The sequence below is a fragment of the Nocardia sp. NPDC003963 genome (genome assembly GCF_053605105.1).
Genome location: NZ_JBSGIP010000014.1, coordinates 95,907 through 121,822 on the forward strand (window position 1 = coordinate 95,907; position 25,916 = coordinate 121,822).

Below are 25,916 nucleotides of genomic sequence, written 5' to 3' on the forward strand. Positions count from 1 at the left end.
TCATCCGACCGATCGAAGGAGTTTCTGTATGGCCGTGACCGTTCCTGTCCGTCACCCCGATCTACCGCGCCGGGTTCCGGCGATCCGTGCCCTCGCCGCCCTTCTCGGCGTCTCCGCGCCCACCTCCGGGCAGTGGCGCGAACTCGGCGCAGCTCTCACACTCGGGGATCCGCTCATGGACGCCGTGGTGGACTGGATGTACCACGACGGACTGGAGACCACCAGGCCCGTCTTCGAGTCGGCGCTCCGCGACGGGATAGCCGAGCTGCGCGGCGCACCCCGCGCGCTCCGCGACTTCTTCGTCCATGTGGAGACCCCGCCCGCCTGGCTCGATCACGACCTGCTGCGCCGCGGTGCCCGCGTGTACCGCCTGGGCGGGGTGGACGGGCTCTACGTGGCACGTGACGTCTCCTTCCTCGGCGGCTATCTGGCCTCGGGGTTCAACAAGACCCTGCTGCGCACCGGTGCGCTGGAGAAGGGACCGGCCAAACGTTTCGCCGAGACGATGCAGTGGGCGTTGCATGTCACCGAGGAGAACGGGATGCGGCCCGGGGGGCCGGGGTTTCGGTCCACTGTCCAGGTCCGGCTCATCCACGCACTGGTCCGGCGGCAGGTGGCGGCGATGCCGGATTGGCGCGGCGCCGAGTGGGGTCTGCCGATCAATCAGACCGATATGGCCGCCACGCTGGTCGGGGCGCTGATCGCGCCACTTGTCGGTGCGGTGCCGATGGGGATCGTCCCGCCACGCCGGGATCTGGACGCGGCCGCTCATCTCGTCCGCTACGTCGGCTGGCTCATCGGCGTGCAGGACAGTTTCCTGCCCGCCGACTTCGCCGGCGCGGTACGGGTGCTCTACCACACGCTGGCGGCTATCACCGATCCGGACGAGACCACGCCGCAGTTGGCCGTGCCCATGGCCGACGATCCGCTGAACTGGCACTTCCAGAATTTCCCGTGGTTGCGCGGGCGGATCGCCCGGGCTCGCCACCTCTCGGTCGCCAGTGCGTTCCTGGGCCCGAAGGCCATGCGCAAACTCGGCCTTCCTCCCTATATGCCGCCGTGGTATCCACTGGCCCGGCTGCCGGTGAACCTCCTGCGTTCGGCCTCGATCCGGCTACCCGGCGGCGCCGATCGCGCGGCGGTACGCGGCCGCCGGGCCCAGCGGCGTTTCATGTGGACACTCACCGGTTCGGAGTCGGCGGTGATCGGTGGTGCGGTCGAGGGGTTCGGATGAGCGTGCCCGGCCCTGCGGCACAGCGGGATATCCGCTACCGGCGACCTGCCCGTCCGGGCACCGCGCGGCCGGAGTGCCCCACACCGCATCGGACCGGTGATGGGTAGGCATCGCCGTCGGCGCCGGCGGGCGCTGCCGCGGATCTCGGTGGTCACGCTGACCAGCCTGGTTCCTACCGGGGTCTTCGCGGTCGCTCAGCCGCCGGACCGGGCGGCGGGCGGTATCGACCGGCCCGTCGCCCGGGAGATGTTCGGGCAGCAGCGGAATCCGGCCCGCACTCCGCTCGTACCGCCGGCCCCGCCGCCGCCACTGGAGCCGCTCCGCGAGGCGAGACAGGCGCCGCCGCCGGACCCGCCACCTGTTGTTCCGGACACCACGGAATCGCCGGGTATTCCGGCCGTCGCGGTCGCCGCCTACCGGAACGCCGAACAGGTACTCGCCACCGAGGTTCCCGGCTGCGGCCTGCCGTGGACCCTACTGGCCGGGATCGGCCGGATCGAATCCGGGCACGCCTTCGGCGCTTTCGCGGATGCGGCCGGCAATCCGGTCCGGCCGATCTACGGACCGGTGCTGGACGGCAGCGTGGCGGGTAACGAGGTCGTCACCGATACCGACGGCGGAATCGTCGACGGAACGGTGTCCCATGATCGGGCCGTGGGGCCGATGCAATTCATCCCGCAGACCTGGGGAAATTACGCCTCGGATGGTAATGGGGACGGTGTCGTGGATCCACAGAACATCTTCGATGCCACCGTGGCCGCGGGACGGTATCTCTGCGACGGCGGCTCCGATCTGACACAGCGGGAACAGCGTGAACGTGCGATTCTCCGCTACAACAACTCGGTTGCCTATGTCGTCTCGGTGATGGCATGGGAAACGACGTACCGGGAAAGTCCCGGCCCCACCGAAGGGGCCTGACGGGAAGGCCCCACCGATGATTCGGACGTGACGACAGCCGGTGAACGATTGCCGGTGCGGCGAGATGTGCACCGCGCGGCGGCGGTTCGGGAAGCAGGCTTCCCGAACCGCCGCTTTCGTATTCCGTCGCCGCCGCCCCCGGCTACGGCGGCGTGCCGAGTCGGCGACCTTTTGTGAACCCGCCGCAATGAACGGCTTCCCCGGCAGGTGAATATCCGGGCGGCGGCGCACAGTATTCGCGAATCGCCGCGAAATCGGTACCGTTCGAACCGGGCACCGCACGCGCGGCCGGTGCCTTTCTCGCCCGGCGGTTTCGAACGAATGGAACAGGCACCGACCGGGGCCGCCGGGCGGGAGTCCCTTTTCTTTCCGACGCGATCCGCGGATGCGGGATACCGAATTCTCTGCTTTTTCTTCTGCGCCCGAGGGGATTACGGGGATCGGTCGAGAAAAACTGTGACATCACACCGCTGCCCGATCGGCGGCGCTGCGCGAGGACAGCTGATCGACCGGCCGCGGCCGGCCCAGCGCTAGTCCGCATCGCCGGCCGCGTAGCCGCTGGCCACCAGCGCCGAGCGTAGATACCACAGGCCCGGTGCCTCGTTGGCGTCGAATCCGGTCAGCGTGCCGATCCGCTTGAGCCGGTAGTCCACCGTATTGGGGTGGATGTGCAGTGCCCGCGCGGTGCGCTGGCGATTCAGATTGTTGGCGATATGGGTTCGCAGGGTGTGCACCAGTTCCGGATGTGCGACGAGCGGATCGAGCAGGGTCACCAGCTGGTCCCGGGCCGGTCCGGGACGGGTGAGCTGATACTCCAGGGCCAGATCGTCGGAGTGGTAGAAACCGGGTGGCAGACCCAGCCGCCGCACGATCGTGAGCAACTCCCGGGAATGCGCCGCGACTTCCGGGATATCGGCCGGAGGCGCTACCGCGACCAGTACGCTCGGGCGCGCGCCGAGTGTCCGGCCCAGGCACTCGATCGCGGTATCCAATTCGCCACGGGTGACGGTATCCGCCGGGGCCAGGATCGTCGGCCCGGTCGTATCGATATGCGCCAGCGCCGGTCCCGGGAGGACAGCGGCGAAAGTATCGGCGAGTGCCCGGGCGTCGACCGGTGCGAGGCGGGCCGCCGGGTCGCCGTCGTGCCGGGTTTCCAGCGTCAGCACATGATAGGAATCCGCGATATCCGTCCCGGACGCGCGGGCGATCGCCGCGACTCCGCGGCCCGCCAGCAGCGCGGCCGCCAGGGTCCTCGGCCCGGCCCGCCCGGCGTCCGGTACCGGTCCGGCGGCTCCGGTCGGCTCGGTCGTGCCGGGACGGCGGCTCGGCGCGGGCGTGTTGTCGTCGACGGGCATCGAGGGTCACCTGCTCTGTTCGGACTCCGATCCGGCGGCGCTGTCGCAGCCGGCCGGACACCTCGATTCGACGCGGTTGCCCGGACACTGTCCGGTGGCGCCGGATTCGTAGCTGTGGGCGATGAGGCCCGACTGCAGATACCACAGGCCCGTCTGCTGGACCGGATCGCAACCGGTCAGCTCCTGGATCCGCCGCAGGCGATAGTCGACGGTATTGCGATGTAGTTCGAGGATATGGGCGGTGGCCTGCCGCCGCAGCCGGGTCCGGATATAGAGCCGCAGGGTGTCGAGCAACTCCGGATGGTCGTAGAGCGGTGCGACGAGGGCCGCCAGCTCAGCGCGGGCCGCGCCGGGCCGGGTCAGCTGGTACTCCAGCGCCAGATCGCGGAATCGATAGATCCCGGGGGCGTACCGCAACCGCCGGACCAGGTCGAGTAGTTCGTGCGCGATATCGGCGGCTGTCACGATGGCGGTCCGGGGGGCTTCGAGGAGGATCGCGGTGACCGGAAAGCCGGCGGCGGCGACGAGATCGGCCATCAACTCGGCGGCGGTCGCCCGGGATTCGGCGGGCAGCAGGATTGTGCCCCCGTGCGGGCCGAGCGCGCTGAGGGCCGAGGGGCCGTGTTCGGCGGCGAGCATCAGGCGGATGCGGTGCGGGGCGTCGTATGCGTGTTCGGTTGCGGTGGAGAGCGCTTCGCGCGGGGATCGGTCGCCCGGCTCGGTGGGTTGCAGCGTCAGTGCGAGGACAGCGTAGGACGTGCTGATCCGGGCCCCCGGCGGTAGCGCCTCCGGGCGATCGTCGGCGACCGCCCCGGCGATGTTGCGCAGTGCCGGAATCGGACTGCCGGTGCCTGCCACGAGCGGCCGGGTGAGTCCGGCGGAAATACTCCGCGTGATCACCTCGTGCGCGGTGACAAGCCGGCGCAGCGATGGGACCAGTGCCGTGGCGGATCCGGTGGCCGCGATTCGGGAGAATGCCACGTCGACCGCCGAACGCACCGCGCGGTGGAATGTTTCGGCCGTGCCGCCGCGCTGGACCCAATCGGCCGCCAGATCGTGGAGCAGGGTGAGATCAGGGGATACGGTCGGTTCCGGAGGGCGGTCAGTGGCCGGCTCCGTGGCGAGAATTCGGGTACAGGCCGCGACGATGGGCGACCGGTCCCGGCCGGTCCCGGCGGATCGGTCTACGGTATCGCTGCTTCGGTGAACGTCGGCGGTGACGGCCATATCGAGCTCCGTTCGGCGGACGGTCCGGGTGAACGTACGGACCGTGACGATCCGGGACGCGGTGGTCGGAGGCGACCGCCGGACCGGTATGTGCGGGGCGGTGAATGATATTGGGTGGCAAGGGGTTCAAGAGATACGATAACGCGGATGTAACAGGGCATCAATAACGTTTTCATTGTTGACCTACGTATCAAGTATCGATACCTTGTTACACAACCTGTGCGGTGGTACCCGCGTGGTGGGTCCGCCGGATGTGTTCGAATATCCACTGGCGCCGGAACTTACGGGTAGTACCCGGAGCTGAGGGTCTCGTGATGTTGTGCACGCAACCTTTGACACCATGAAACAAGTTCTATAATTTTGATACATGTTGCGCGCATTCGACGAGGTCGAGGAAACGATCCTGGACGCGGCACTGCAGCGGATCCTGCAGGTGGGGATCAGGCGGAGCAGCCTCGACGATATCGCGCGCCGATCCGGGCTCAACCGGATCACCATCTATCGGCGCTTCGCCGGTAAGGACAATCTGGTGGACGCGGTGCTGTCCCGGGAGATCCAGCGCGTGCTCGCCGAGGCCACCGCGATTGCCACCACCACACCCGGTATCGACGATCAGATCGTGGAGACGGTGTTGTTCATCCTGCGGCTCACCAGAACTCATCCGCTGGTGACCCAGCTGCTCGAGGTCGCCCCGGAGGAAGCGCTGAGCTTCTACACCGTGCGGGGCGAGGAACTCGTCTCGCAGGGCATCGCCTTCATCGTCAGTATTCTGGTTGCGGCGCAGCGGCGTGGTGAGATCGACACCTACGACGCCGAACCGGTGGCCGAACTGGTGGCCCGCTTCGCGCACTCGCTGATGCTCACCCCTACGGCCGGTGCCGAATTCGACGATGAGGAATCGGCACGCGCCTTCGTCCGGGCGGGCGTGCTGCCGCTCATGAAACACGGCCTGAGCCCGGGGAAACGGCCGGAACCGCGGAGTTCACCGGGTGGGCGGTGAACTCCGCGGTGGAAACCGGGTGGCCTGCTCAGAACTTGTACACGTGCTCGGCGGCACCGGCCAGTGCGCACCAGTTCGCGAAATCGTGCTGATAGGTCACCGGCCGGCTGTTCCACAGGCCGACCACCAGTAGGGATACCGGCTCGTAGATCATCGGGCAGGCGGCCGCGGGGTCACCCGTGAGCTGCGCGAGATCGCCATCGGCCGCGGTCAGTTCGGCGCACGCTTCGGCGGGCTGCGGATGGGTACCGGCCTGCTTCGGTGCGCACAGCAGGGTGGTCGTGCGGAATTCGGGCTTCCCGGACCGTGCGACAGCGGCGAGGGTCAGCACCGACACCGCCGATTCGTCCGCTGCGGCCTCGGGAACCCCGGTGGCGGAGGTCGTCGGTGGCACCGGCGACCCGGTGGACGGGCGGACGGTCGAGGTCGGCGGTTCCGGTGTGGTGGGCGTTTGCGCCTGCGCGGGCGTCAGCGCGAACCAGGTACCGCAGACGAGTGCCGCGGTGACCGCGACGCGATACTTCTTCGACAATTGCCTGCCCTTTCTCGATTTTTCCGGACTCGGGTTTTTCACAGCGAATCTATCCGTTCGGCGGTATGCGGAGAATTGCGTGTCCGCCGGACGGATCGGCAGTGCGTAATTCCGCCCGGTGCGGTCCGGACGGCCGGTACCCGGTACTCCTGCGTACTGCATACGCCGGAGTCCGGGCGGTATCGCGCCCCGCGGAAACGCGCTGTGCCGTACCGGGCCGAATGGGTCAGGACATTCCGCCCGACAGACTCGATACGAGGTCGAGCGCCATGTCGAGACCAGTTTCCACCACGCCCGTTCCCGCGTCGATGATGCCGGAGCCGGTGCTAGGGAGCAGTGCCGGATCGGTGACAGCGGGACCGGCGCCGGCATCGGCGGGCGCCGGGACCGGCGCGGCCTGGGCCGGTGTCGCGGCCAGGGCGAGGGTGCCCACGACCGCCGCGGAGGCGAGAATTCCGGAAATTGCGCGCATGATTTCATCTTTCTGCTCGATGATGCTGGCAGCGAAAGGTTATCCCGCACCGGAGCGGCACCGAACAGATCGGTGCCGATACATTACTCGGCGGTGTTTTCCGTAGTGCCGTACTACGGAATTCGACAATGAACCACAGGTTCCGCTCGATCACCGCGCGATGTATTCACAAACAGTCGATATCGGTCACCGGCGGACTCATCGCGCGGAAGCCGTTGTGTAGTGGACGTCCCCGATGCTCCGTTCGATCACACTGCTCGGCACGGGATGTCCGGTGGGGAAGCTCAGGCCCGCCGGGTGGAACGGTCCGCGGACCGGATCTCGGTGATCTCGGCGATACCGGCGATCGGCCGCCGTTCGTGCATGGTGATCACATCACCGGGCGCGAGGCGCTCCCACGCTGCCGGGGTGAGCGGCAGTAACCGGATCCGGCCGCGTCCGCCCGGCACTATCTCCGGCGCCGACTCGACCCGGATTCGGGCGATGCGCATATCGGTGCCTCCGGCTGCGTACGCGCCGATATCCCACAGCGGCCCGAGTTCTCCGCTTCCGGGGATCGCAATTCGGCGTCCGCCGGCTTCCGGGGCGAGGAGATCGAGAGTGGCTCTGATGATGCGGCCGGATCGCGTCTCGGCGCTACGCCAGCGACACCATTGCGCGTCGGCACCGAGCCACAACTGCTGTGCCACTTCGGCCAGGAGGTCCCAGTACTCGACGGATTGCCACTCGAGGCCGTCGAACTCCTGCAGGATCGCGAGGGCGCTCTCCCAGTCGTCGTCGCGGAGATATCCGGCGATATCCACCTTGGTCGCGCCCATCCCGCTTTCCTGGGCCGCGGGGACCATACCGACGGCTCTGCCGAGCAGTCCGGGTACGTCCATGAGCCGATTCTCGGCCACGGCCGGTGGTAGCTGCAACGGGGGTGCCGATCGGGTCGGGCAGGTAGGGCCGTTCCCCGGTATCCCGTTCTACATTCGGTAACCGGGGCACTCGGCCGACGCGATCGCGAATCCCTGCCGCCGTGGATGTCGCGCTGTTCGCTCACGGTCGATTCGGGCCACACGATCGCCCAGACCAGCACGGCGAGCGGTAGACCCACCGCGACCACGAACCCGAGCGCGATCAACGCCCGGCTCGCACGGTCGACCAGCGCGCGAACGATAAGCGGGGCAGCACCGTTTCCACGTCGGCCACGTCCATTACCCGGTTCAACTCCAGCGGGCCGAGGTGGTGCGGGCCGGGAATCACGACGGCATCCACCTCGGCCGCGCGGACCTGGTCGAACAGCGGGAGCACCGACGCCACACCGGGCCAGATCACGAGGTAGCCGAGATGGCGCGCCAGACGTCGGACCTGTGCCCGGTCCCACGCCGGCGAAGTGCTGATGTCCAGATCTACATATCCGAGTGCGGTCGGCCGGTTGCGCATCGGTGCCCCTGTCCCCTGCGGTCGCTGGTGTGCACCCGCCGCCGGGGACTCGATCGCCCGGCGGCGGGGCGTGATCGGGAAGCTTTACAGCTCGACCACCGGAAACTGTTCCCCTGTGGAACAGTGGAGGTATGAGCGATTTCCAGCCAGAAGACGACCGCTATGTCGGCCGTCGGGTGCGCACCATCCGCGCGCGGCGCGGAATCTCGCAACAGGTGCTCGCCGACCGTGCCGGATTGTCCCGTAGCGCCGTCGCGAAGTTCGAGACCGGACTGCGGCCGATCGACAGCCGCCGCACGCTACTCGCGTTGGCGGGGGCGCTCGGCGTCACGGTCGGCGACCTCACCGGGCACGAGCAGGAGAAGTGGAACCCGGCCGTCGCCGGGTTCCACGCGGCTGTACCGGAATTGGAAACGGTGCTGTGGGCAGAGGGCAACGTGACCGACACCCGGCCGCCACGCAGCCTGGACGAACTCGCCACCGACGCGCGCCGCGCCACGCGGCTACGCAACGACTGCGACTACGCGACGCTCGGCCCGATGCTGGTCCCGATGCTCACCGACGCATACCGGCACGTACGCGACGCGGACAGCGCCGACGCCGAACGGGCTTGGGACGTACTCGGCACCGTCACCTACGGCGTCGCCTCCGCACTGCGAGCCCGGGGATACCACGCCCTCGCGTGGAACGCCGCGCAGGAATCCGCGCGGGCCGCCGGGCAGGTCGGCGCCCCGGCCCCACTCGCGGCAGCGGCATTCAGCAAAGGGCAGATCATGCTGTCCCGGCCCGGCGCGCTCTCGGCCGCACTGGCGACCACCGTCGGCACCGCCGAGAAAATCGCCGCCGACGTCCGCACGGTCGGCGAAATCGAAACGTTCGGGATGCTCCACCTGCAGGGGTCGATTGTGGCCGCCACGATGGGCACCGACCCCGAACCCCACCTTGCCGAGGCGGCCGAACAGGCGAGCAGGCTCGCAGCGGCCGGGCCGAGCACGTCCGTGGCTCGAAACGAGTCTTTCGGCCCGGCGAACGTGGCCCTGTGGCGGATGTCGGCGGCAATCGAGCGGCGTGAGCCGGGGCAAGTGCTCGCACTCGCGCCCGGTCTCGACCCGGCCGAACTTCCCAACGAGGGCCGCAGGGCTCAGTACTTCGTCGAGATCGGCCGTGCGCACGCAATGCGGCGAAACCACCGGGAATCGCTCTATGCGCTGCTGCGAGCAGAACACGCGGCCCCGCAGCACGTACGCACCATGACACCGGTTCGCGAGCTGGTCGGACACATGATGCGCACGGCCCGGCGCGACCTCACGTCCGGCGACCTCGGAAAGCTCGCCCAGCGGGTCGGCGCAGTGCCCGCGTAGGCCGCCCGACCCGAAAAACGGCCGGTGGGACAGCAGTTCGGCTACTGCTGTCCCACGACCGTTCTACTGCGTCCCAGCCGGGGCGCAAAACACCCTGAACTGGACTTACTCTTGTTGAGCGGGTGGGGTCCCGAGTCCACGACCGATGGATTACGAGATCGAACACTCCGCACGGTGCGCTGACGAGCCCGAACGGACGAAGTCAGGGTACGAAGGCGCCCGCGAAACGGGCCGCGGCGGTCGATCTCGAGTGGGGCCGGAGCAGTGCACGAACATTCGGATCGCCGCGATCCGAACGTCGCGCCGGACCGGGCCGGGTACGGGGATTGTGTTCCCGAACTGGGGATTTCCGAATTCCGGGGCCGGGTCCGCCGGTAGGGGAGCGCGGGGACCGCCCGCGATCCGGAGAGCCAATTACTTGATCATTGTTAACCTTTTGCTGTCGGTTCCACTCGGGCGACCGGCCACCTGCGAGCGAAGGAACCTGCACCATGGCGACAATGTGTCAGGTCACCCCATCCGGGACGCCGCCGCACGAAGGGATTGCCGATGCCCCTGCCCGACTCGTCGACAACCAGCGAGGAGTATGTGGCAGCGGTGGAGCGAGTGCAGGTCGCACTCATCCAGGCGGCCCGCCAATTCCGGACGATGGACCGCGCGGGTATCAATCAGTCCGCGCGCAGCGCCCTCGCGGCGATCGTCAAATTCGGGCCGCTGTCGATGTCCGAACTCGCGGCGCACGAGGGCGTGGACCCGGCCAGCGTATCCCGTACGGTGCGCAGGCTGGAGGAGTCCGGGGAGGTCGTCCGCCGTACCTCGGACGCCGATGGGCGGGTCAACCTGATCGAGGTGACCGATTCCGGCCGGGAGCTCTTCCTGCGCAGCCGCCGGCAGCTCACCGAGATCATTCTGGACCGTATCTCGACCCTGTCGCCCGAGCAGCTGGCCACGATCGTCGCCCTCGGCGACGGATTGGAACTCCTGGTATCGGCGACGGAGCCGCGCTCCTCGTGACGACCCCGTCCGGTTGTCCGATCGTCGCCACCCCGGTGCGCCGCCACGATCCGACTCGTTGACATCCGGAGCCGAGACCGGCTCCACCCATGATCCCCACCCTGCTCCGCCGGCGCCCTCCGCGACGCCGGCCGATCGAACGGATTCTCATGACCGTGCTGAGTGCCGAGCCCGCGGCCGAACGGGCGGGCCGAACACCCCCGATCCGCCGACCGACCCCGGTCTCGCGCGCCACTTCACTCGCCGAAGTGATCGCTCCGCCACTGGCGCTGATCATCCTGCTGGCGGTGGGGTGGAATCTCATGGCTGCCCGGATGGACAGTCCGCTGGTGCCCTCGCTCGGCGCGATCGCCGACGAGCTGGTGGCGCTGTCGGCCGACGGTGCGTTGTGGACGAATCTCCAGGTGACGCTGACGCGGGTACTCCTGGGATTCGCGGTGGCCTTCGTCGTCGCCGTCGTGCTCGGAATCGCCATGGGACGCAACAAATATGTGCAGCGTTTCCTCGAACCCGCGGTGCTGCTGGGACTGGTGACGCCGGGTTTGGTGAAGGCACTGCTGTGCGTTATCTGGTTCGGGATCAGCGTCGTCAATCCGATTCTGGCCGTGGCCCTGGCGGCCGCGCCGGCCCTGATCGTCAACATCACCCAGGGCGTACGCGGCGTCGATCCGCAGTTGCACGAGATGGCTCATGTGTATCGCTTCAGCCCGTGGACCCGCCTGCGCCGGATCTGGTTGCCGGCCCTCGCGCCCGCGCTGTTCACCGGCGCGCGGCTGGGTATCGCGATGGCCTGGAAGGTGATCGTCCTGGTCGAGATCTTCGGATTGGCCAGCGGTGTCGGATATCAACTCAACCTGGAGTTCGCCAATCACAACGTCGCGGGCGTGCTCGCCTGGACGATCGCCTTCGCGCTGGTGATGACGGCGATCGAATACGGCGTCCTCCAGACACTGGAACGGCGGGTCTCCCGCTGGCGTAAGGAGTCCGCGGTATGAGCGCCGGAATCGAACTTCGTAATATCGCCAAATCCTTCGTGAGCAAGAAGGACGGCACGGTCCAGACCGTGTTCGACGATTTCTCGCTCGAGGTGGCGCCGGGGGAGCTCGTATCACTGGTGGGTGCATCGGGCACCGGTAAAACGACGCTGCTGCACCTGGTCGCGGGACTGGAGACGGCGGACGCGGGTGTGATCCGGGTGGGCACCGACGCGGCGCCCGGCCGGACGGGGATGGTCTTCCAGCAGCCGCGCCTGCTGGACTGGGTCAGCGTCGCCGCGAATATCGAGATCGCCGCGAAAGCGGCCGGCCGGAGCGTGGCCGCCGTCCCGGAGCTCATCGAAGCGGTCGGCCTGACGGACTACGCCGATGCCTACCCCTCGGTCCTGTCCGGTGGGCAGCGCCAGCGGGCGGCAGTGGCCCGAGCGTTCGCCGTGGACCCGGATATCGTCCTGTTCGACGAACCGTTCAGCGCGCTCGACGAACTCACCGGCCGCAAACTCCGCCTGCTGTTGCAGACCCTGCTCGTCGAACGCTCGGTCACCGGACTGCTGGTCACCCACAACGCGCTCGAAGCGGCCTTCCTGTCCGACCGGGTCGTCGTGCTCGCCGACCGCCCGGCGCGGATCGTGCAGGACATCCGCGTCACTCTCGCGCGCCCGCGGTCCACCGAAGACGGCACCCTGTTCGACCTGCATCGCGACATCGTCGCCCATATCGCCTGAGACAGTACTGATCCAGAAACGGAGACCCCGTGTCCGCACCACGTGGCAACATCTTCACTCGCGAATCCGCACTGGGGCCGGCCGTATCGCGCCGGCAGGCACTCCGGGCCGGTGCCGCGCTGTTCGGCGGACTCGGCCTGGGCGCGCTCCTGGTCGCCTGCGGTGAGGCGACCACCGCCGCCGTCGACGCGAACGGTAACCCGCTGCGCCCGATCAAAGTCGGTGCCGTACAGCCCGGAACCGCGGGTTCGGTGATCGATCCGATCACCGAACAATTCGGGCTCGAGGCGAAGCACGGGCTGGACCTGCTCCGGGACGGTGGCGGCGGGGTGGGCACCGGCCAGGAGAACCTGCTGACCGGTCTGCTCGATACTTTCGCCTTCGGGCCGCTGGGCGCCACCGAAGCCAATATCTCCGGTCACGATGTGGTGATCGTGGGCCCGCAACTCTGGAATCACGGACGTTGGCTCGTGCCCGCCGACAGCGATATCGGCTCGGTCGAAGATCTGCGGGGCAAGCGGATCGGCGTCCAACCGGCGAGCTCGGATACCTATAAGGCGGCCGCGTTGGGGCTGGCGGTCAACGGAATCGATTTCGAACGCGAATTCCAGATCTTCCCCGGACAGCCGATCGCGAATCTGGCGCTCTACGAGCGCGGCGACCTCGACGCGATCATCGCCATCGAACCCAACGCCACCCGCCTCGTCGCGCAGGGCAACCGCCAGGTGGCGACGGTATCGGAGCTGTGGCAGCAGGGTACCGGCGACGCGAACCCGTTGTTCCTCAACGGCGCGGCGTTCAATCGCTCGTGGCTGGCGGCCAACCGCGATACCGCGGCGAGGTTCGTCGCCCTGCGTTCGGAGGCCAACGCGCTCATCAGCGCCGACCCCGCACTACTGGCGACGCACTACGAGGCGTTCGGTATCCCGGCCGACGAAGAGGCCGCCATCGATCTGCTGCCCGAACGGTTGCGCGGTATCTATCCGTCCGCCTGGGATCCGAGCGTATTCGCGAATATGGACAAGCAGATCCAGGTCGCCCTGGATATCGGTCTGTTGTCGCGTACCGCGGAGCGGCCGGTCTACGAAAGCCTGAGTTGAGCAACACGCGGGCCCCGCAATCCGTGCGGCATCCCCGAACCGCGTTGCTGGCGTGCTGCGCGAGTCTGTTCCTCTCCTCGCTCGACACTTCGGCGCTCGTGGTCGCGTTGCCCGCGTTGCAGGCGGATCTCGGTCTGGACGTGGCGGGGTTGCAGTGGGTCGTGGTGGCCAATGCCCTGGCCCGGGGCAGCACGCTGTTCCTCGCGGGTGCGCTGGCCGACCGCTACGGCCCGCGACGGATATTCCGGCTCGGTGTCCTGCTGTTCGGCGCGGCCTCGCTCCTGTGTTTCGTCTCGTCCGGCTTCGCCGAACTGATCCTCTGGCGGGTCGTCCAGGGAATAGGCGGCTCGCTGATGACTCCCGCCTCGATCTCGCTGCTCACCGGGGTATTCCAGGATCCGGTCGCGCGCAGCAGGGCCCTGGGTTCCTGGAGCGCGACCGCCGGGGTGTCGACAGCGCTCGGACCCGTTATCGGCGGTGTGCTGGTCGCGGCCACCGGGTGGCGCAGTGTTTTCCTGCTCTGCCTGCCGTTCGCGGCGCTGGTCGTGGTGGGGTTGCGCTGGGTGCCGGAGTCTCCGGTGCCACGGCTGCGGCGCCGGTTCGATCCGGCCGGTCACATATCCATCGCCGCGACACTGTTCTTCGTGACCTTCGCGCTGTCCGGTGGCGCCCGCGACGGCTGGCTGTCGGCCCCGACGGTTCTCGCGCTGATCGCGGCCGCGGTGTCGACGGTGATCGTCGTGCGGGTGGAGCGCCGGGCGGTCGATCCGGTTCTGGATCTGACGGTATTCGCCCGGCCGCAACTGCGCGGGGCGGTGCTGACAGCGGGTTTCTCCTATTTCTGCCTCACCGGGATGAATTTCGTGAACGCGCTCTACCTCCAGCAGGTACGCGGGTACGCGCCGTGGGAAGCAGGGCTGATGGCATTACCGCTCACGGCCGGAACACTTGTCGCCGCGCAGGTCTCCGGGCGACTGCTCGGGCAGTACGGCCCGCGGAAACCGATTCTGCTGGCCTATCTCTTCTTCGTCGCCGCCATGGCGTCGCTCGCGCTGGTGGCGTCGACCACCTCGTCCATCGGCTGGGTACTGGTGGCCTTCGCTCTCCTGGGGATCGGAATGGGCATGGCCAACCCGCCCGCGACAGCATCGGCGGTGACCGCGCTGCCACCGGAACGGGCCGGTTCGGCCAGCGCGATCACCAGTACCTCCCGGCAGGTCGGGATGAACCTGGGGACGGCCGCGCTCGGCGCGGTGACCGTCTCCGTCGCGGGGGTTCTCGCCCGGCCGGGACCCGTATCGGCGCCCGACTTCACCTCCGGAATGCGTATCGCGTACGCCGCCACGGCGGTCGCCGCCGTCCTCGCACTCGTCGCCGCGAACCGCTGTTTCCCGGCGACCCCGAACTCGGCCGTCACCTCGGTCGACAACACCCCACGAAAGGAACGATCCGATGACCACCGAGGATTCGAAGACACCCCTGCCGAAGATCACCAGCGTCCGGACCGGAGCGATCTTCACGCTCCCCTACCTGGTCGGCCTGGAGAAGGGCTACTTCCTCGACGAGGGCGTTGATCTGGAGCTCGTCGCGCCCGGCGCCTACAACGTCAGCGTCAAACCGATCGAAGACCACCACCTGGTGAGCTCGTTCGGTGGAATCTCGCGCGGCTTCGAGGACGGCGAAGTCTCGCTGTACCGGGCCTGCGAATGGGGACAGGTACGGCGAGCACAGGATTCGGGCCGCGGCGGACAGATCGTGACGCAGCGCGCGGCGATCGCCAGCCAGGCGATCTTCGTCCGGCCCGACTCCGACGTCTTCCACCCGCAGAGCCTGCGCAACAAGCAGGTCGCCGTCAACTTCCACCACGGCTCACACTACCTCGCCATCCAGACACTCGAGGGATTCGTCGAACCCGACGAGCTGAAGGTCGTGCACGTGGGTGGTCCGGCCGACCGGTTCAAGGCCCTGCGCGACGGCACGGTGGAAGCCGTCGCGCTGATGGAGCCCTACATCAGCCTCGCGCTGAAACAGGGGTACCGGCTGATCGCGGAGGCGTTCTACACCGGCGCCGAGATCGCGGACGAGAAGGTCGATCCCGAGGTCTACGCCGCGATCGACCGCGGTGTCCGGCGGGCGGTCGCCGATATCAATGCCGATGTGCGGCCGTACCTGCACTACTTCACCGAGGAGATTCCGGCGGATCTGGGCACATTGGACGAGTCGGATATCAGTCCGTGGCGCCTGCGCTTCGCGGACCCGCAGCCGTACGCGCCCGAACAGTTCGATCAGACCTACCGCTGGCTGCTCAAATGGGGCCTGATCGACCAGGGTTCCGAATTCAAGAAGCTGGTCGACAACCGCGCGCTGTCTTCGTGAGCCGGTGACGCCGGGGCGGGTGCGGTATGCGCCGCGCCGTCCCGGCGTTCCAGGGGATATTCCTAGGGGTTTCCGCGTCGCTTCTTGTCCGGATCGATCTCGTCGGCGCGCTCGAACGCGTGATCCAACTCTTCGCGGGATGCCGCCGCGTCGTCGCGATGTTCGGCTGCCTGTTGCCGTAGGCCCGCCGCCCGGGCTTCCTCGGCGTCGGCTTCGGCCGCTGCCGCCCGGGCCTTGGCCGCGGTTTCGTCGGCGAGTGCTTCACGCTGACCGACACGGTGAGCGCTCGTTCCCGCTTCGGCGCGAATATGCTCCGCCTGGATACGGCGTTGCTCCCTGCGTTTCGTCACCATCCAGATCAGTGCGGCAATGATCAGGACGACGACCACCGCGATGACAACGATCATGACAACTGTGCTGGTTTCCATGCCTGTTCCTCATCTCGAGCGTGATCTGCCCCGGATGCGATCGACGACGGCCATCGGCCGGCGGGGCCGCGGTCGCGGATCCGACGGCTTCAGTAGTAGTGGCGTCGCCCGCCGACCGCGCGGCCCATCGAGCCCAATACGAACAGCACCAGCCCGATGACGAGGAGGATTACTCCGAGAACCCACAGAATCTGGATGTCGAAAACGAATCCGACGACGAGCAGGATGATTCCGAGAATGATCATGACAGAACCTGAATTCGGTAATGGGACTCGCGGGGCCGCCGGCTCCGGTTCGTCCCCGTGGTCCGTATCGGCTGTAGTGATCCACCGGTTTCCCCACAGCGATGCGGTCTCGTCCGGCTGCGAGCCACGGTAATCGGCGGCCGGAAGGACGTGCGGACCGTAGCCGGCTTTTCGGCTGCCGGATACCGCGGCCCTCGGCCCTCGGGCCGGTCTGTTACAAGATGGCGATGGCCGAGTTCGCGACACGCAGATCCGATGACCCCGGTGTTGCGCGCGCCGTGCGCCGTGGCTTCTCCGGCGACGGTACAAGCACTGCTCATACTGCTCACCACACCCACCACCAGCTGCAACGAGCTCGACCTGTCGGAATTTCAGTACACGCCCGCCGTCCCGCGCTGTCAATATCGGGAAGACGGGCCGTCGACCGTTACGGGCACAGCCACCTGCCGGAGGGGCCTGGGGACGGGTTGTGCGGGCGGTTCGGAAATCATGCTGAAGCGATGGAAGTCATGACCACCCTCCTGACACCGCAGCAGCGCGCCGGCCGTACCTCCGCCGCCGTCGACGCGGCCGTCGCGGCGGGGCGCGAGGTCGGACTGACTGTCAGCGACCCCACGGTGCTGCACGACGTCTTCTCCGTCGTTGTCCACCTGGCACCTGCGCCGGTCGTGGCCAGGATTCCCACCGTGATCCCCCGTCCGGCCGACCCGGCCGGCCTCGCGCGCCGCCAGCAGGATGAGCTGGATGTGACCCGCTGGCTCGCCGACCAGGGGATCTCCGTTATCGCGCCCAGTCCGATCGTGCCGCGCAAACCCGTTCAGCGGGGTGGTTTCTCGATGACGTTCTGGCCCTTCGTCGCGGAGGACCGGACGCGGGAACCCGACTACGTGGCGAATGCCGAGAGTGTCGCCGATCTGCACGCGGTACTGCGCGCCTACCCGGGCCGGCTGGAGTTCCTGTCCGCGGCCGAACCGCGGTTCATCGCGGAAAGCCTGGACCGGCTGGACAGGCATCCCACGCTGATCGATGCCGGCGCGTTGGACCGTGCCCGCCGTGAATGGCAGATCCTGGAACCTCTCGTATGCTCACGCACGGTCTTCGAGGCCCGGTTCCCGGGGGTCGGCCTCCAGCCGATCCACGGAGACTCACCCCCCGCGAACATATTCCGTGGGCTGGACGGAGACCGCTACGCCGACTTCGAACTCGTTACGCTGGGACCCGTCGAGTGGGACCTCGCCGGTCTCGGGCCGGAGCACGAATCCGCCTACAATCGCGGTGCGCGGCGTAACGGTACAAGGCTGCTCGACGGGGAGGTCATGGGCTTCGTCAACGCGGTGGGCATGCTCCGGGTCGTCGCCACCCTCACGCTGGTCCCACAGTTGCCCGAGCTGATCGGGTACCTCGAGCCGGCTCTCGAACTGTGGCAGACGATGCCCTTCGCAGGCGGTATGAACAGCTGACCCTGCCGGTAGCGGTAGACGGTGTCGTGACAGCCGGTACGGCCACGAGACAGAGCGGCTTCGAACAGCGGTGTGTGGGAGACTGTAGAAGGCGGGTGGTTGCCGTCGGTGGCGCACAGAACTCGGTACAGGGTGTCCGAAACCGCGGCGCGGTAGCCCCCGGCAACGATATCCGGGCGTGATCGTCCAGCGGATGTTCACGTCGACCTCGTCGGGCGGTGTGTCGCTGCCCGCGGTGGTTTCGCCGGGGGCATATCGGAACACACCTCGGATGAGAACTCGATCATGCGCATCGTTGTCGATCTGAATCGGTGTCAGGGGTACGCGCAGTGTGTTCCGCTGGCGCCGGAGGTACTCGAACTGCTGGGCGAAGAGGGGCTGGCCTACGACCCCAATCCCGATGACGCGCAGCGCCGGCGCGTGTTACGGGCGGCCGCGGCCTGCCCGGTCCAGGCGATCCTGGTGGAAAACTACATCCCCGAAGGGCAGGGGCCCGCGAGGTGAGCGCCGCGTCATTGCTGACAGACCTGGTCCGGGCGTTCCGCGCCGAAGGGCGCATTGTGATCGTAGGGGCCTCACTGGCCGGACTCCGCGCCGCGGAAGCGCTGCGGGAGCGCGGTTTTCGCGGGCCGCTGACCCTCATAGGTGCCGAACCGCACCCGCCCTACGACCGGCCGCCGTTGTCCAAACAGGTCCTCGGGGGCCGGGTCCGCGCCGACCACACCGAGCTACCCCGGATGCGCGCCGTCGATGCCGACTGGCGGCTGGGTGTGGCCGCGACCGGTCTGGACCGGGTGAACCGGCAGGTTCTGCTGGCCACCGGGGATACGGTGCCCTACGACCGGCTGCTGATCGCCACCGGTGTCCGGGCCCGGCCGTGGCCCGATCCGGCCGAGGGCGCCCTGCAGGGCGTGTTCACCCTGCGCACCTGCGATGACGCCGCCCGGCTGCAGGCGGCGTTGCGCCAGGGCCCGAAGCGGGTGCTCGTCGTCGGCTCGGGATTCGTCGGCTCGGAGATCGCCTCGGTGTGCTGTGCGCTGGGGCTCCCGGTCACCGTCACCGAACGCGGCGGCGGGCCGCTGGCCGGCCCGCTGGGCGGGGTCGTCGCCGATATCACCGCACGGATGCAGCGTGCCGCGGGTGTCGACCTGCGTACCGGAGTATCGGTGCGCGCACTCGACGGCGACGCCGACGGGTGGGTGCGCGGTGCCCGGCTGTCGGACGGGACCACGGTGGAAGCCGACGTGGTGGTGGCATCGCTGGGGTCGATCCGCAATGTCGAGTGGCTGGCGGGCGCCCGGCTGGCCGCCGGTTTCTGGGGAGTCGGCTGCGACGCGGGCTGTCGCGCGTTCGATATCAACGGGGTGGTGACCGACAACATCTTCGTGGCCGGGGATGTCGCGCGTCAGCCACATGTGCTGTACGAATACCAGTTCATCTCGATGGAACACTGGGACAACGCGGTGTGTGGGGCCCGGATCGCCGCGAACAATATGCTGAGCCTGGAGACCGAGCGGCGACCGCATCTGCCGCTGCCGTCGTACTGGTCGGCCCAATTCGGGGTCAACATCAAAGGGGTCGGCGTGTGCTCCTTCGCCGACGAGATCGTGTTCACCCAGGGTTCGCCCGGCGACTATCGTTTCGCCGCGGCCTACGGCCACCGCGGCCGGACCGTCGGGGCAGTGACGTTCGATCACGGTAAGTGGCTGCCGTACTACGCGGCGATGATCGAACGCTCGGCACCCTTCCCGCCACCGCCGCCGGGCTACGACCGCGCCGCCGATTCGGTCCCGGTGCCCGCCCGCTTCCCCGATCCGCGGGTGCCGACCGAAATCCCCGATGTGGTGCTGACCGGCCACGACCCCACTTCCCGGTGCGCCGAGTTCCATTGAACGGGTTCTGTCGAACAAGGGAGCAGGCATGACTGCCGCAACTGACTGGGCAGAGGCGATGAAATACGAACACCGCGCCGACCCGTACCCGTTCTTCGACCGACTGCGCCGGACCCCGGTCGCGCGAGTGGCCGACGATCAGTACGTGGTGACCGGCTACTGGGAAGTGCTGGCCCTGACGCACGATCCGCGGATCAGCTCCGATATCGGCCGCAGCCCCCTCGGCGCTGCGCTCGCGGCGGGCCCTGCCCCGGACTCCGGGGCCCCGGACGGGCCCGTCTACGAACAGGTCCCGAGCATCATCGTGACCGATCCTCCCGAGCACGATCGGGCGCGGCGGCAGGTGATGCGCCACTTCGGTCCGCCGCACGCGCCCGAGGTCGTCCCGGGCACCGAACCGGGCATCGTCCGCCTGTGCAACGAACTGCTCGACAATATCGCCGCGGCCGGCCGGACCCGGCTGGACGTCGTCGACGATTACGCCTATCCGGTGCCGGTGACGGTGATCTGCGAGATCCTGGGAATTCCGATCGCCGACGAGCCGACCTTCCATGTGTGGATCCACGACATGCTGACCGGTACGGATCTGGGGCCGGACGCGTCCACCGCGGAGGGGGCGGTCCGGGCCGAGAAGGCCCGCGCCGGCCGTATCGCGCTCACCCGATATCTGACCGACCTGATCGAGCGCGTGCGGCGGGAGCCCCGGCCGGGTCTGTTGTCCGCGATGATCCACGACGACGGCCCCGGGGGCCCCATGCCCCTCGCGCGGGTGTTGTCCAATGCGAGGCTGCTGCTCGTCGCCGGCCACGACTCGACGGTCAACACGATCTCCAACTGCGTGCTGACGCTGCTGCGCAATCCGGGGGCCTACGAGCGTGTACGTAGCCTGCCGGAGCTGATTCCGCGGGCGATCGAAGAGGTCCAGCGGTTACAGGCGGCCGTGCAGTTCTTTCCCAGCCGCAGTGCCACCGCAGATATCGATATCGCCGGCACGACCATCCCGAAAGGGGCCGCGGTGCACCTGGTCTACGCCGCCGCCAACCGCGACCCGAAGCGGTTCGCCGATCCGGACCGCTTCGATATCCAGCGTCCCGACAACGAGCACTTCGGTTGGGGCAGCGGCATCCACACCTGTATCGGCGGCCCGCTGGCCCGACTGGAGGTCAACCTCGCGCTGGAAACCTTCGTGCAGCGCGTCGCCGCTCCCGGCCTGGTCGTCGATCCGCCGCCCTACCGGCGCAGCCAGATCTTCCGCGGGCCGCGGCACCTGCTCGTCCAGTTCGACCACATCGCCGAGCGAGACGACTCGGGATCACCGCAGACGGCGGAAACGACTCGCGGCTGAGCGGTGATCCGCGCACCCTGTGCGCGGTTGGGTTCCGATACCGCAACGTGCGGCGCGCGCATCCCGGACTGCCCTTTCCCACGCCTACACTCGCCCGAATGCATCGACCGATCACTCGGGAAGCCTGAGCGCATGCGGGGTATCGAATTCGGTGGGTTAGCGCGGCTCGCGGCCGGCGCGATGGCGTCGACCGTCCGTATCGGATCCGCGACCGCGCTGGTCGCGCCGGCGCTCGTGGGGCCGGCGGTCGGACCGGTTCGCGACTGGGCCCGTGTTGTACTCGGCGGTCCGCCGCGCGAGCCAACGGCCGAGACGGGTGTCTCGCCGGCGTGGGAGTCCGGCCGCAGGCTGCATATCGATCTCGACCGGACCGCGCTGGGGACAGACGGCGCCGCGGGTCCCGCGGAGCTCGAACGGCTGGTCGCCGCCGGGCCCGGTGTCGTCTCCGCGCATATCGAGGACATACTCGGGCGATTGGTGATCGAGCTGGCGGCGGAAGCGGATCCGGTGGAGATCCGCCGGATGATCCGTTCCGCTACCGACCTACCGAGTACCGGGCCGGAGCCGGGAACGCGCTACCGCGGACTGATCACCGATCCCGGGGACCCGCTGGCGGTCGCGGTTCCGGTGGCGGCCGCCGTGGCCGATGCCCTGGCGATCGGTACCTCGGTGATCGGCCTGCTGGGCCGGTTTCCCCGGGCACCACGCGCCGTTCGGGCCGCCGCGGCGGTGATCAACCATCAGCCACGGATCGTCGCGCTGCTGGAGTCGAAGCTCGGCCGGGCCGGCACCGATCTGCTGACGACCGCGTTCTCCGCCACCGCGCACGGGCTCGGCCTGGCGCCCGCCGCGCCGCTACTGGATCTCGTCGCGCGAACCGCCCAGATCTCCGAGGCACTGGCGCGCCGGCAGGTCTGGTCTGCGCGGGAACCCGGGCTCGCGGCCGCGGCCCGGCCCCGTGGCCCGGATCCCGCGGCGATCTTCGCGGCGGCGCGGGCCGGCACCGAACGCCACCCCGCGTCCGAGCATGCGGTGACCACCGCGGCGACCGGCCCGGTCGACGAGTACGCCGAACAAGCCGCGAACGGTTCGCTCGTGGCGGCCGCGGGCACTCTGCTCGGCGGCGGCACAGCCGACGATATCGCCGATACGCTGCTGGCCGGCATACCGAAGGCGGCGCATATGGGCCGGCAGGCCTACGCACTCGTCCTCGGCCGGGGATTGGCGAAGGCGGGCTCACTCGTACTGGACCCGGGGGTGCTGCGCCGGCTCGACCGGGTCCGGGTGGTCGTCGTCGACGGCGCGGCCCTGCGGGGCGATACCCGGGCGGTACTCGAGGTCGAGGTCTCGGCGCCGGGGTGGCAGCGGGGACGGGTCTTCGAGATCGCCGATGCCCTGCTGCACGGTGAGGGGATCCCCGCGTCCGCCACCGAGATCGGTTTCGGCAGCGCCGCGCTGCGGTGGCACGAACCTCCGGAGGAGGCGGTGCCGGGGACCGACCGTGCCGACCTGCTCGCGGACGGCGTGGTGGTCGCCACCGTGACGATCGGGTGGGAGCTCGACCCCTGCGCCGTTCCGCTCATCGAGACCGCCCGGCGGACCGGTGCGCGGGTGGTGCTGCGCAATGTGGCCGGTACCGAGGAACTCGGCGCCTCCGTCACCGCCGCCCACGATCCGAGTACCGGCCTGCTCGACCTGGTCCGGGAACTGCGGGCCGACCGCGGACCGGTACTGCTGATCTCGTCGTTGCGTCCGGACGCCGACCCGGTGGATACCCTGGCCGCGCTGGCGCTCGCCGATATCGGGGTCGCCGTCGACGATCCCGCGGCCGCGGCACCGTGGACCGCCGACCTCGTCACCGGCACCGACCTGGCCGACGCTGTCCGGGTGCTGGCGGCCGTCGTGGCCGCGGGCCCGGCGATCGACACCGCGGTACGGCTGGCCAAGGCGGGCAGCACCCTGGCGGGCCTGCTCGTGGTCACCGGGGAAACCGGGCGGCGCAGCCGGCTCGGGCTGGGCCGGTGGCTCGCTCCGGTCGACGCCGCGGGCGCGACCGCCTGGATCCTGTGCGGGCTGGCCGCGCAGCGGGTGGTGCGGTCACCGGATCCCCCGCCGCAACCGCTCACCGCGTGGCACGCCCTCGACCCCGCGATCGTGTACGCGCGAGTTCTTCGCGGGCGGCGGTCACCGATATCGAACCCCGCGCCGAATCGGTGCCGCCGGGCCGCCGTTCTGTCGAACAACGTGGTGGGCGAACGACTGCGTGCACCCACGGCACTGCTGGGTCGGCTGGCCGGGGCGGCCCGCCGGGAACTCAGCGATCCGCTCACACCCGTTCTCGCCATCGGTGCCGCGGCCGCCGCGATCCTGGGTAGCAATGTCGATGCGCTGCTGGTCGCGGGCGTGATGGGCGTCAACGCGCTGGTCAGCGGTATCCAGCGGCTGCGCGCCGAGGACGCGGCGGCGGCCCTGTTCGCCGAACAGGAACAGGCTGTCCGCCGGGTCGTCGTGCCGAAAACGGCCACCGCGAACCGGCTGGAAGCGGCGCGGACCTCGGACCGGGTCACGGCCGTCTCCGCGGCCCGGTTGCGGCCCGGTGATGTGCTCGAACTGCGCGCGTCGGAGGTGGTACCGGCCGATGCCCGGCTGCTGGTCGCCGAGGATCTCGAGGTCGACGAATCGTCGATGACCGGTGAGTCGGTACCGGTGCTCAAACACGTCGAGCCGGTGGCCGGCCACGCCGCGGAACGGGCCAGCATGTTGTTCCAGGGCAGCACGATAGTCGCCGGGCGGGCCCGGGCGATCGTCGTGGCCACCGGCCCGGCCACGGTCGCCAATCGCGCGATCTCCACGGTGTCCGGTGTGGCACCCGCCACCGGGGTCCAGGGCAGGCTGCGCGACCTCACCGGCCGGGTGCTGCCGCTCACGCTGGCCGGCGGCGCGGTGGTCACCGGTTTGTCGCTGGTGCGCCGGGGACCGCTGCGCCGGGCGGTGGCCGACGGGGTGGCCATCGCCGTGGCAGCGGTTCCGGAAGGACTACCGCTGGTGGCGACCATGGCCCAGCTGGCTGCCGCTCGCCGGCTGTCGAAACTGGGGGTGCTGGTGCGGGCGCCCCGGGCGCTCGAGGCCATCGGCCGCGTCGATACCGTCTGCTTCGACAAGACGGGCACCTTGACCCTGAACCGGCTCGCCGTCGTGACGGCGGTGCCACCGGATTTCCCACCAGGGGGCGACTATCCGGCGGTCACCGACCCAGCGGCCGCTGCGGTGGTGCGGGCCGCCGGGTGGGCGTGCCCCCGCCCGCACACGGGTGAGGGACATACACATGCGACGGACGAGGCCGTTCTCACCGCGGCCGCCCGCGTGCCGGGTAGTGGTCCCGAGCCGATCGTGATCGCCGAGCTGCCCTTCGAATCCTGCCGCGGCTACGCGGCCGCGGTCATCGCCGACGGTGACGGCGGACCCGGCACCTCGGCACGGTTGGTGCTCAAGGGCGCCCCGGAGGTGATCGTGCCGCGCTGCCGTTTCGACACCGGATCCGCGGGCCGGACCGCGGCGGACGCTCTCGTCCACCATCTGGCAGATCAGGGTTTGCGGGTACTCGCGGTCGCCCAGTGCGAACTCGACTCGGTGGGGGACGGGACACGCTTCGATCAGGACCGGATCGAGGAACTGGCGACCGAGCTGACCATCACCGGGTACATCGGTCTCGCCGATACCGTCCGCGATTCGGCGCGCCCCCTGCTACAGCAGCTGGCCGATGCCCATTGCGCCGTCGCGTTGATCACCGGGGATCACCCCGTCACCGCCCGCGCCATCGCGCGCCAACTCGGTTTCCCGGCCGGCACCCGGGTCGTCACCGGTGCCGAACTGGCAGTGGCCGACGAGAACGCCCGTGCCGAACTGGCGGCCTCGGCCCAGGTTTTCGCGCGGGTCGGTCCGGAACAGAAGGTACAGGTGATCGCGGCCCTGCAGCAGTGCGGGCGGGTGGTCGCCATGGTCGGCGACGGCGCCAACGACGCCGCGGCGATCCGCATGGCCGACGTCGGTATCGGGGTGACAGGACGTGGTTCCTCGCCCGCCCGCGAAGCCGCCGATCTGGTCCTGACCGGCGATAACCTCACCGCACTTCTCGACGCTCTCGTCGAGGGCCGCAATATGTGGATCAGTATCCGCGATGCCCTGACCCTGTTACTCGGGGGCAATGCGGGCGAAGTGGTGTTCACCATCCTCGGTACCGCCCTCGGCCGCGGCGGCGCCCCGGTGAGCACCCGCCAGCTCCTGCTGGTCAACCTGCTCACGGATATGTTCCCGGCGCTCGCCATCGCCGTGTCACCGCCGAGCCCCGCGGCCACGGTGGCGCCGGCCGCGACCGGTACGGGCCATCCGGATTCGGTCCTGTCCGCACCGGCTCCGTCGCTGGGCCGTCCACTGGTCGAGGCGATAGTTCGCCGGGGTGCGGCCACCGCCGCCGCGGCGACCGTCGCGTGGGCGATCGGCCGATGGACGCCGGGTACCCGGCGGCGCTCCGCGACCATGGGGTTGACGGCACTGGTCGGTGCCCAACTCGCCCAGACGCTACTGCTGCGGCACGACGATCCACTCGTGGTGGCCACCGCGGTCGGTAGTGCGGCGGTGCTCGTGGCCGTCGTCGAGATACCCGGCATCAGCCAGTTCTTCGGGTGCACACCGCTGGGTCCGGTGGCCTGGACCGGTGTGCTCACGGCGGTCACCGCCGCGACCGCGCTGGTCGTGCTCTCCCCGGCGTGGTTCACCCGGCGCACCGAGGAGTTGGTCGCCCGGGTCGAA

At 69.1% G+C, this 25,916-nt stretch carries 21 protein-coding genes and 1 pseudogene; 14 read left to right on the top strand and 8 right to left on the bottom strand.

Going from position 1 to position 25,916, the window contains the following annotated elements; all coding sequences use genetic code 11:
• Positions 1-28 precede the first annotated feature (28 nt).
• Together ACWEWT_RS22270 and ACWEWT_RS22275 are read left to right on the top strand one after the other, a co-directional pair.
• Positions 29-1,234, top strand: coding sequence for an oxygenase MpaB family protein (locus ACWEWT_RS22270; protein WP_452561592.1), 1,206 nt, complete (start codon positions 29-31; stop codon positions 1,232-1,234).
• 99 nt (positions 1,235-1,333) lie between these two features.
• Entirely contained in the window at positions 1,334-2,152 is an 819-nt protein-coding gene (locus tag ACWEWT_RS22275) for a lytic transglycosylase domain-containing protein (RefSeq protein ID WP_452561594.1), read from the top strand.
• Positions 2,153-2,682: 530 nt separating this feature from the next.
• Here ACWEWT_RS22275 and ACWEWT_RS22280 read toward each other — a convergent pair.
• Positions 2,683-3,507, bottom strand: a complete 825-nt coding sequence (locus tag ACWEWT_RS22280; protein ID WP_452561596.1) for a PucR family transcriptional regulator — start codon at positions 3,505-3,507, stop codon at positions 2,683-2,685.
• 6 nt (positions 3,508-3,513) lie between these two features.
• Positions 3,514-4,734: a PucR family transcriptional regulator gene (locus tag ACWEWT_RS22285; RefSeq protein WP_452561598.1), complete on the bottom strand. Its 1,221-nt coding sequence runs from the start codon at positions 4,732-4,734 to the stop codon at positions 3,514-3,516.
• Between the two features lie 367 nt (positions 4,735-5,101).
• Here ACWEWT_RS22285 and ACWEWT_RS22290 point away from each other — a divergent pair, with 367 nt between their 5' ends.
• Entirely contained in the window at positions 5,102-5,734 is a 633-nt protein-coding gene (locus ACWEWT_RS22290) for a TetR/AcrR family transcriptional regulator (protein WP_452561600.1), read from the top strand.
• A gap of 28 nt (positions 5,735-5,762) precedes the next feature.
• On the opposite strand, the gene ACWEWT_RS22295 is transcribed toward ACWEWT_RS22290, so the two are convergent.
• The 4 genes from ACWEWT_RS22295 to ACWEWT_RS22310 all read right to left on the bottom strand — a co-directional run bounded on the left by ACWEWT_RS22295 (position 5,763) and on the right by ACWEWT_RS22310 (position 8,166).
• On the bottom strand, positions 5,763-6,266 hold the full coding sequence (locus tag ACWEWT_RS22295; RefSeq protein ID WP_452561602.1) for an SSI family serine proteinase inhibitor: 504 nt from the start codon (positions 6,264-6,266) through the stop codon (positions 5,763-5,765).
• A gap of 226 nt (positions 6,267-6,492) precedes the next feature.
• The gene (locus tag ACWEWT_RS22300; RefSeq protein WP_452561604.1) at positions 6,493-6,738 is read right to left on the bottom strand and encodes a hypothetical protein; all 246 of its coding nucleotides are present in this window, start codon (positions 6,736-6,738) and stop codon (positions 6,493-6,495) included.
• A 284-nt stretch (positions 6,739-7,022) separates the two neighbouring features.
• Entirely contained in the window at positions 7,023-7,619 is a 597-nt protein-coding gene (locus tag ACWEWT_RS22305) for a hypothetical protein (protein WP_452561605.1), read from the bottom strand.
• A gap of 241 nt (positions 7,620-7,860) precedes the next feature.
• Positions 7,861-8,166, bottom strand: coding sequence for a hypothetical protein (locus tag ACWEWT_RS22310; protein ID WP_452561606.1), 306 nt, complete (start codon positions 8,164-8,166; stop codon positions 7,861-7,863).
• 131 nt (positions 8,167-8,297) lie between these two features.
• Here ACWEWT_RS22310 and ACWEWT_RS22315 point away from each other — a divergent pair, with 131 nt between their 5' ends.
• The 6 genes from ACWEWT_RS22315 to ACWEWT_RS22340 all read left to right on the top strand — a co-directional run bounded on the left by ACWEWT_RS22315 (position 8,298) and on the right by ACWEWT_RS22340 (position 14,935).
• The gene (locus ACWEWT_RS22315; RefSeq protein ID WP_452561608.1) at positions 8,298-9,527 is read left to right on the top strand and encodes a helix-turn-helix domain-containing protein; all 1,230 of its coding nucleotides are present in this window, start codon (positions 8,298-8,300) and stop codon (positions 9,525-9,527) included.
• Between the two features lie 549 nt (positions 9,528-10,076).
• Positions 10,077-10,541 (top strand): MarR family winged helix-turn-helix transcriptional regulator, encoded by a 465-nt coding sequence (locus tag ACWEWT_RS22320; protein WP_452561610.1) that lies wholly within the window; start codon positions 10,077-10,079, stop codon positions 10,539-10,541.
• A gap of 149 nt (positions 10,542-10,690) precedes the next feature.
• On the top strand, positions 10,691-11,536 hold the full coding sequence (locus ACWEWT_RS22325; protein WP_452561611.1) for an ABC transporter permease: 846 nt from the start codon (positions 10,691-10,693) through the stop codon (positions 11,534-11,536).
• A complete protein-coding gene (locus tag ACWEWT_RS22330; RefSeq protein ID WP_452561613.1) occupies positions 11,533-12,261 on the top strand; it encodes an ABC transporter ATP-binding protein in 729 nt (242 codons plus the stop codon). The genes ACWEWT_RS22325 and ACWEWT_RS22330 overlap by 4 nt, the downstream gene beginning before the upstream one ends.
• Before the next feature lie 29 nt (positions 12,262-12,290).
• Positions 12,291-13,361 (top strand): ABC transporter substrate-binding protein, encoded by a 1,071-nt coding sequence (locus tag ACWEWT_RS22335; protein ID WP_452561614.1) that lies wholly within the window; start codon positions 12,291-12,293, stop codon positions 13,359-13,361.
• Positions 13,358-14,935 (top strand): MFS transporter, encoded by a 1,578-nt coding sequence (locus ACWEWT_RS22340; RefSeq protein WP_452561616.1) that lies wholly within the window; start codon positions 13,358-13,360, stop codon positions 14,933-14,935. The genes ACWEWT_RS22335 and ACWEWT_RS22340 overlap by 4 nt, the downstream gene beginning before the upstream one ends.
• A gap of 864 nt (positions 14,936-15,799) precedes the next feature.
• Here ACWEWT_RS22340 and ACWEWT_RS22345 read toward each other — a convergent pair.
• Together ACWEWT_RS22345 and ACWEWT_RS22350 are read right to left on the bottom strand one after the other, a co-directional pair.
• The gene (locus tag ACWEWT_RS22345; RefSeq protein ID WP_452561617.1) at positions 15,800-16,165 is read right to left on the bottom strand and encodes a hypothetical protein; all 366 of its coding nucleotides are present in this window, start codon (positions 16,163-16,165) and stop codon (positions 15,800-15,802) included.
• Between the two features lie 89 nt (positions 16,166-16,254).
• Complete coding sequence (locus tag ACWEWT_RS22350) at positions 16,255-16,410, bottom strand: DUF6131 family protein (RefSeq protein ID WP_452561618.1); 156 nt, start codon at positions 16,408-16,410, stop codon at positions 16,255-16,257.
• 509 nt (positions 16,411-16,919) lie between these two features.
• Here ACWEWT_RS22350 and ACWEWT_RS22355 point away from each other — a divergent pair.
• The 5 genes and pseudogenes from ACWEWT_RS22355 to ACWEWT_RS22375 form a co-directional block, all read left to right on the top strand.
• The gene (locus ACWEWT_RS22355) at positions 16,920-17,870 is read left to right on the top strand and encodes a phosphotransferase (RefSeq protein ID WP_452561620.1); all 951 of its coding nucleotides are present in this window, start codon (positions 16,920-16,922) and stop codon (positions 17,868-17,870) included.
• 285 nt (positions 17,871-18,155) lie between these two features.
• A complete protein-coding gene (locus ACWEWT_RS22360; RefSeq protein WP_452561621.1) occupies positions 18,156-18,374 on the top strand; it encodes a ferredoxin in 219 nt (72 codons plus the stop codon).
• Positions 18,371-19,762, top strand: coding sequence for an NAD(P)/FAD-dependent oxidoreductase (locus tag ACWEWT_RS22365; protein WP_452561623.1), 1,392 nt, complete (start codon positions 18,371-18,373; stop codon positions 19,760-19,762). Before ACWEWT_RS22360 ends, ACWEWT_RS22365 begins: the two co-directional genes overlap by 4 nt.
• A gap of 28 nt (positions 19,763-19,790) precedes the next feature.
• Positions 19,791-21,107, top strand: coding sequence for a cytochrome P450 (locus ACWEWT_RS22370; RefSeq protein WP_452561625.1), 1,317 nt, complete (start codon positions 19,791-19,793; stop codon positions 21,105-21,107).
• A 132-nt stretch (positions 21,108-21,239) separates the two neighbouring features.
• Positions 21,240-25,886, top strand: a pseudogene (locus ACWEWT_RS22375) (HAD-IC family P-type ATPase); the annotation flags it as partial.
• Between the last annotated feature and the right edge of the window lie 30 nt (positions 25,887-25,916).

Coding starts and splice junctions, on each gene's coding strand:
- ACWEWT_RS22270 (WP_452561592.1), top strand. CDS start 29: ATGGCCGTGACCGTTCCTGTCCGTCACCCCGATCTACCGCGCCGGGTT.
- ACWEWT_RS22275 (WP_452561594.1), top strand. CDS start 1,334: ATGGGTAGGCATCGCCGTCGGCGCCGGCGGGCGCTGCCGCGGATCTCG.
- ACWEWT_RS22280 (WP_452561596.1), bottom strand. CDS start 3,507: ATGCCCGTCGACGACAACACGCCCGCGCCGAGCCGCCGTCCCGGCACG.
- ACWEWT_RS22285 (WP_452561598.1), bottom strand. CDS start 4,734: ATGGCCGTCACCGCCGACGTTCACCGAAGCAGCGATACCGTAGACCGA.
- ACWEWT_RS22290 (WP_452561600.1), top strand. CDS start 5,102: ATGTTGCGCGCATTCGACGAGGTCGAGGAAACGATCCTGGACGCGGCA.
- ACWEWT_RS22300 (WP_452561604.1), bottom strand. CDS start 6,738: ATGCGCGCAATTTCCGGAATTCTCGCCTCCGCGGCGGTCGTGGGCACC.
- ACWEWT_RS22305 (WP_452561605.1), bottom strand. CDS start 7,619: ATGGACGTACCCGGACTGCTCGGCAGAGCCGTCGGTATGGTCCCCGCG.
- ACWEWT_RS22310 (WP_452561606.1), bottom strand. CDS start 8,166: ATGCGCAACCGGCCGACCGCACTCGGATATGTAGATCTGGACATCAGC.
- ACWEWT_RS22315 (WP_452561608.1), top strand. CDS start 8,298: ATGAGCGATTTCCAGCCAGAAGACGACCGCTATGTCGGCCGTCGGGTG.
- ACWEWT_RS22320 (WP_452561610.1), top strand. CDS start 10,077: ATGCCCCTGCCCGACTCGTCGACAACCAGCGAGGAGTATGTGGCAGCG.
- ACWEWT_RS22325 (WP_452561611.1), top strand. CDS start 10,691: ATGACCGTGCTGAGTGCCGAGCCCGCGGCCGAACGGGCGGGCCGAACA.
- ACWEWT_RS22330 (WP_452561613.1), top strand. CDS start 11,533: ATGAGCGCCGGAATCGAACTTCGTAATATCGCCAAATCCTTCGTGAGC.
- ACWEWT_RS22345 (WP_452561617.1), bottom strand. CDS start 16,165: ATGGAAACCAGCACAGTTGTCATGATCGTTGTCATCGCGGTGGTCGTC.
- ACWEWT_RS22350 (WP_452561618.1), bottom strand. CDS start 16,410: ATGATCATTCTCGGAATCATCCTGCTCGTCGTCGGATTCGTTTTCGAC.
- ACWEWT_RS22355 (WP_452561620.1), top strand. CDS start 16,920: ATGACCACCCTCCTGACACCGCAGCAGCGCGCCGGCCGTACCTCCGCC.
- ACWEWT_RS22360 (WP_452561621.1), top strand. CDS start 18,156: ATGCGCATCGTTGTCGATCTGAATCGGTGTCAGGGGTACGCGCAGTGT.
- ACWEWT_RS22370 (WP_452561625.1), top strand. CDS start 19,791: ATGACTGCCGCAACTGACTGGGCAGAGGCGATGAAATACGAACACCGC.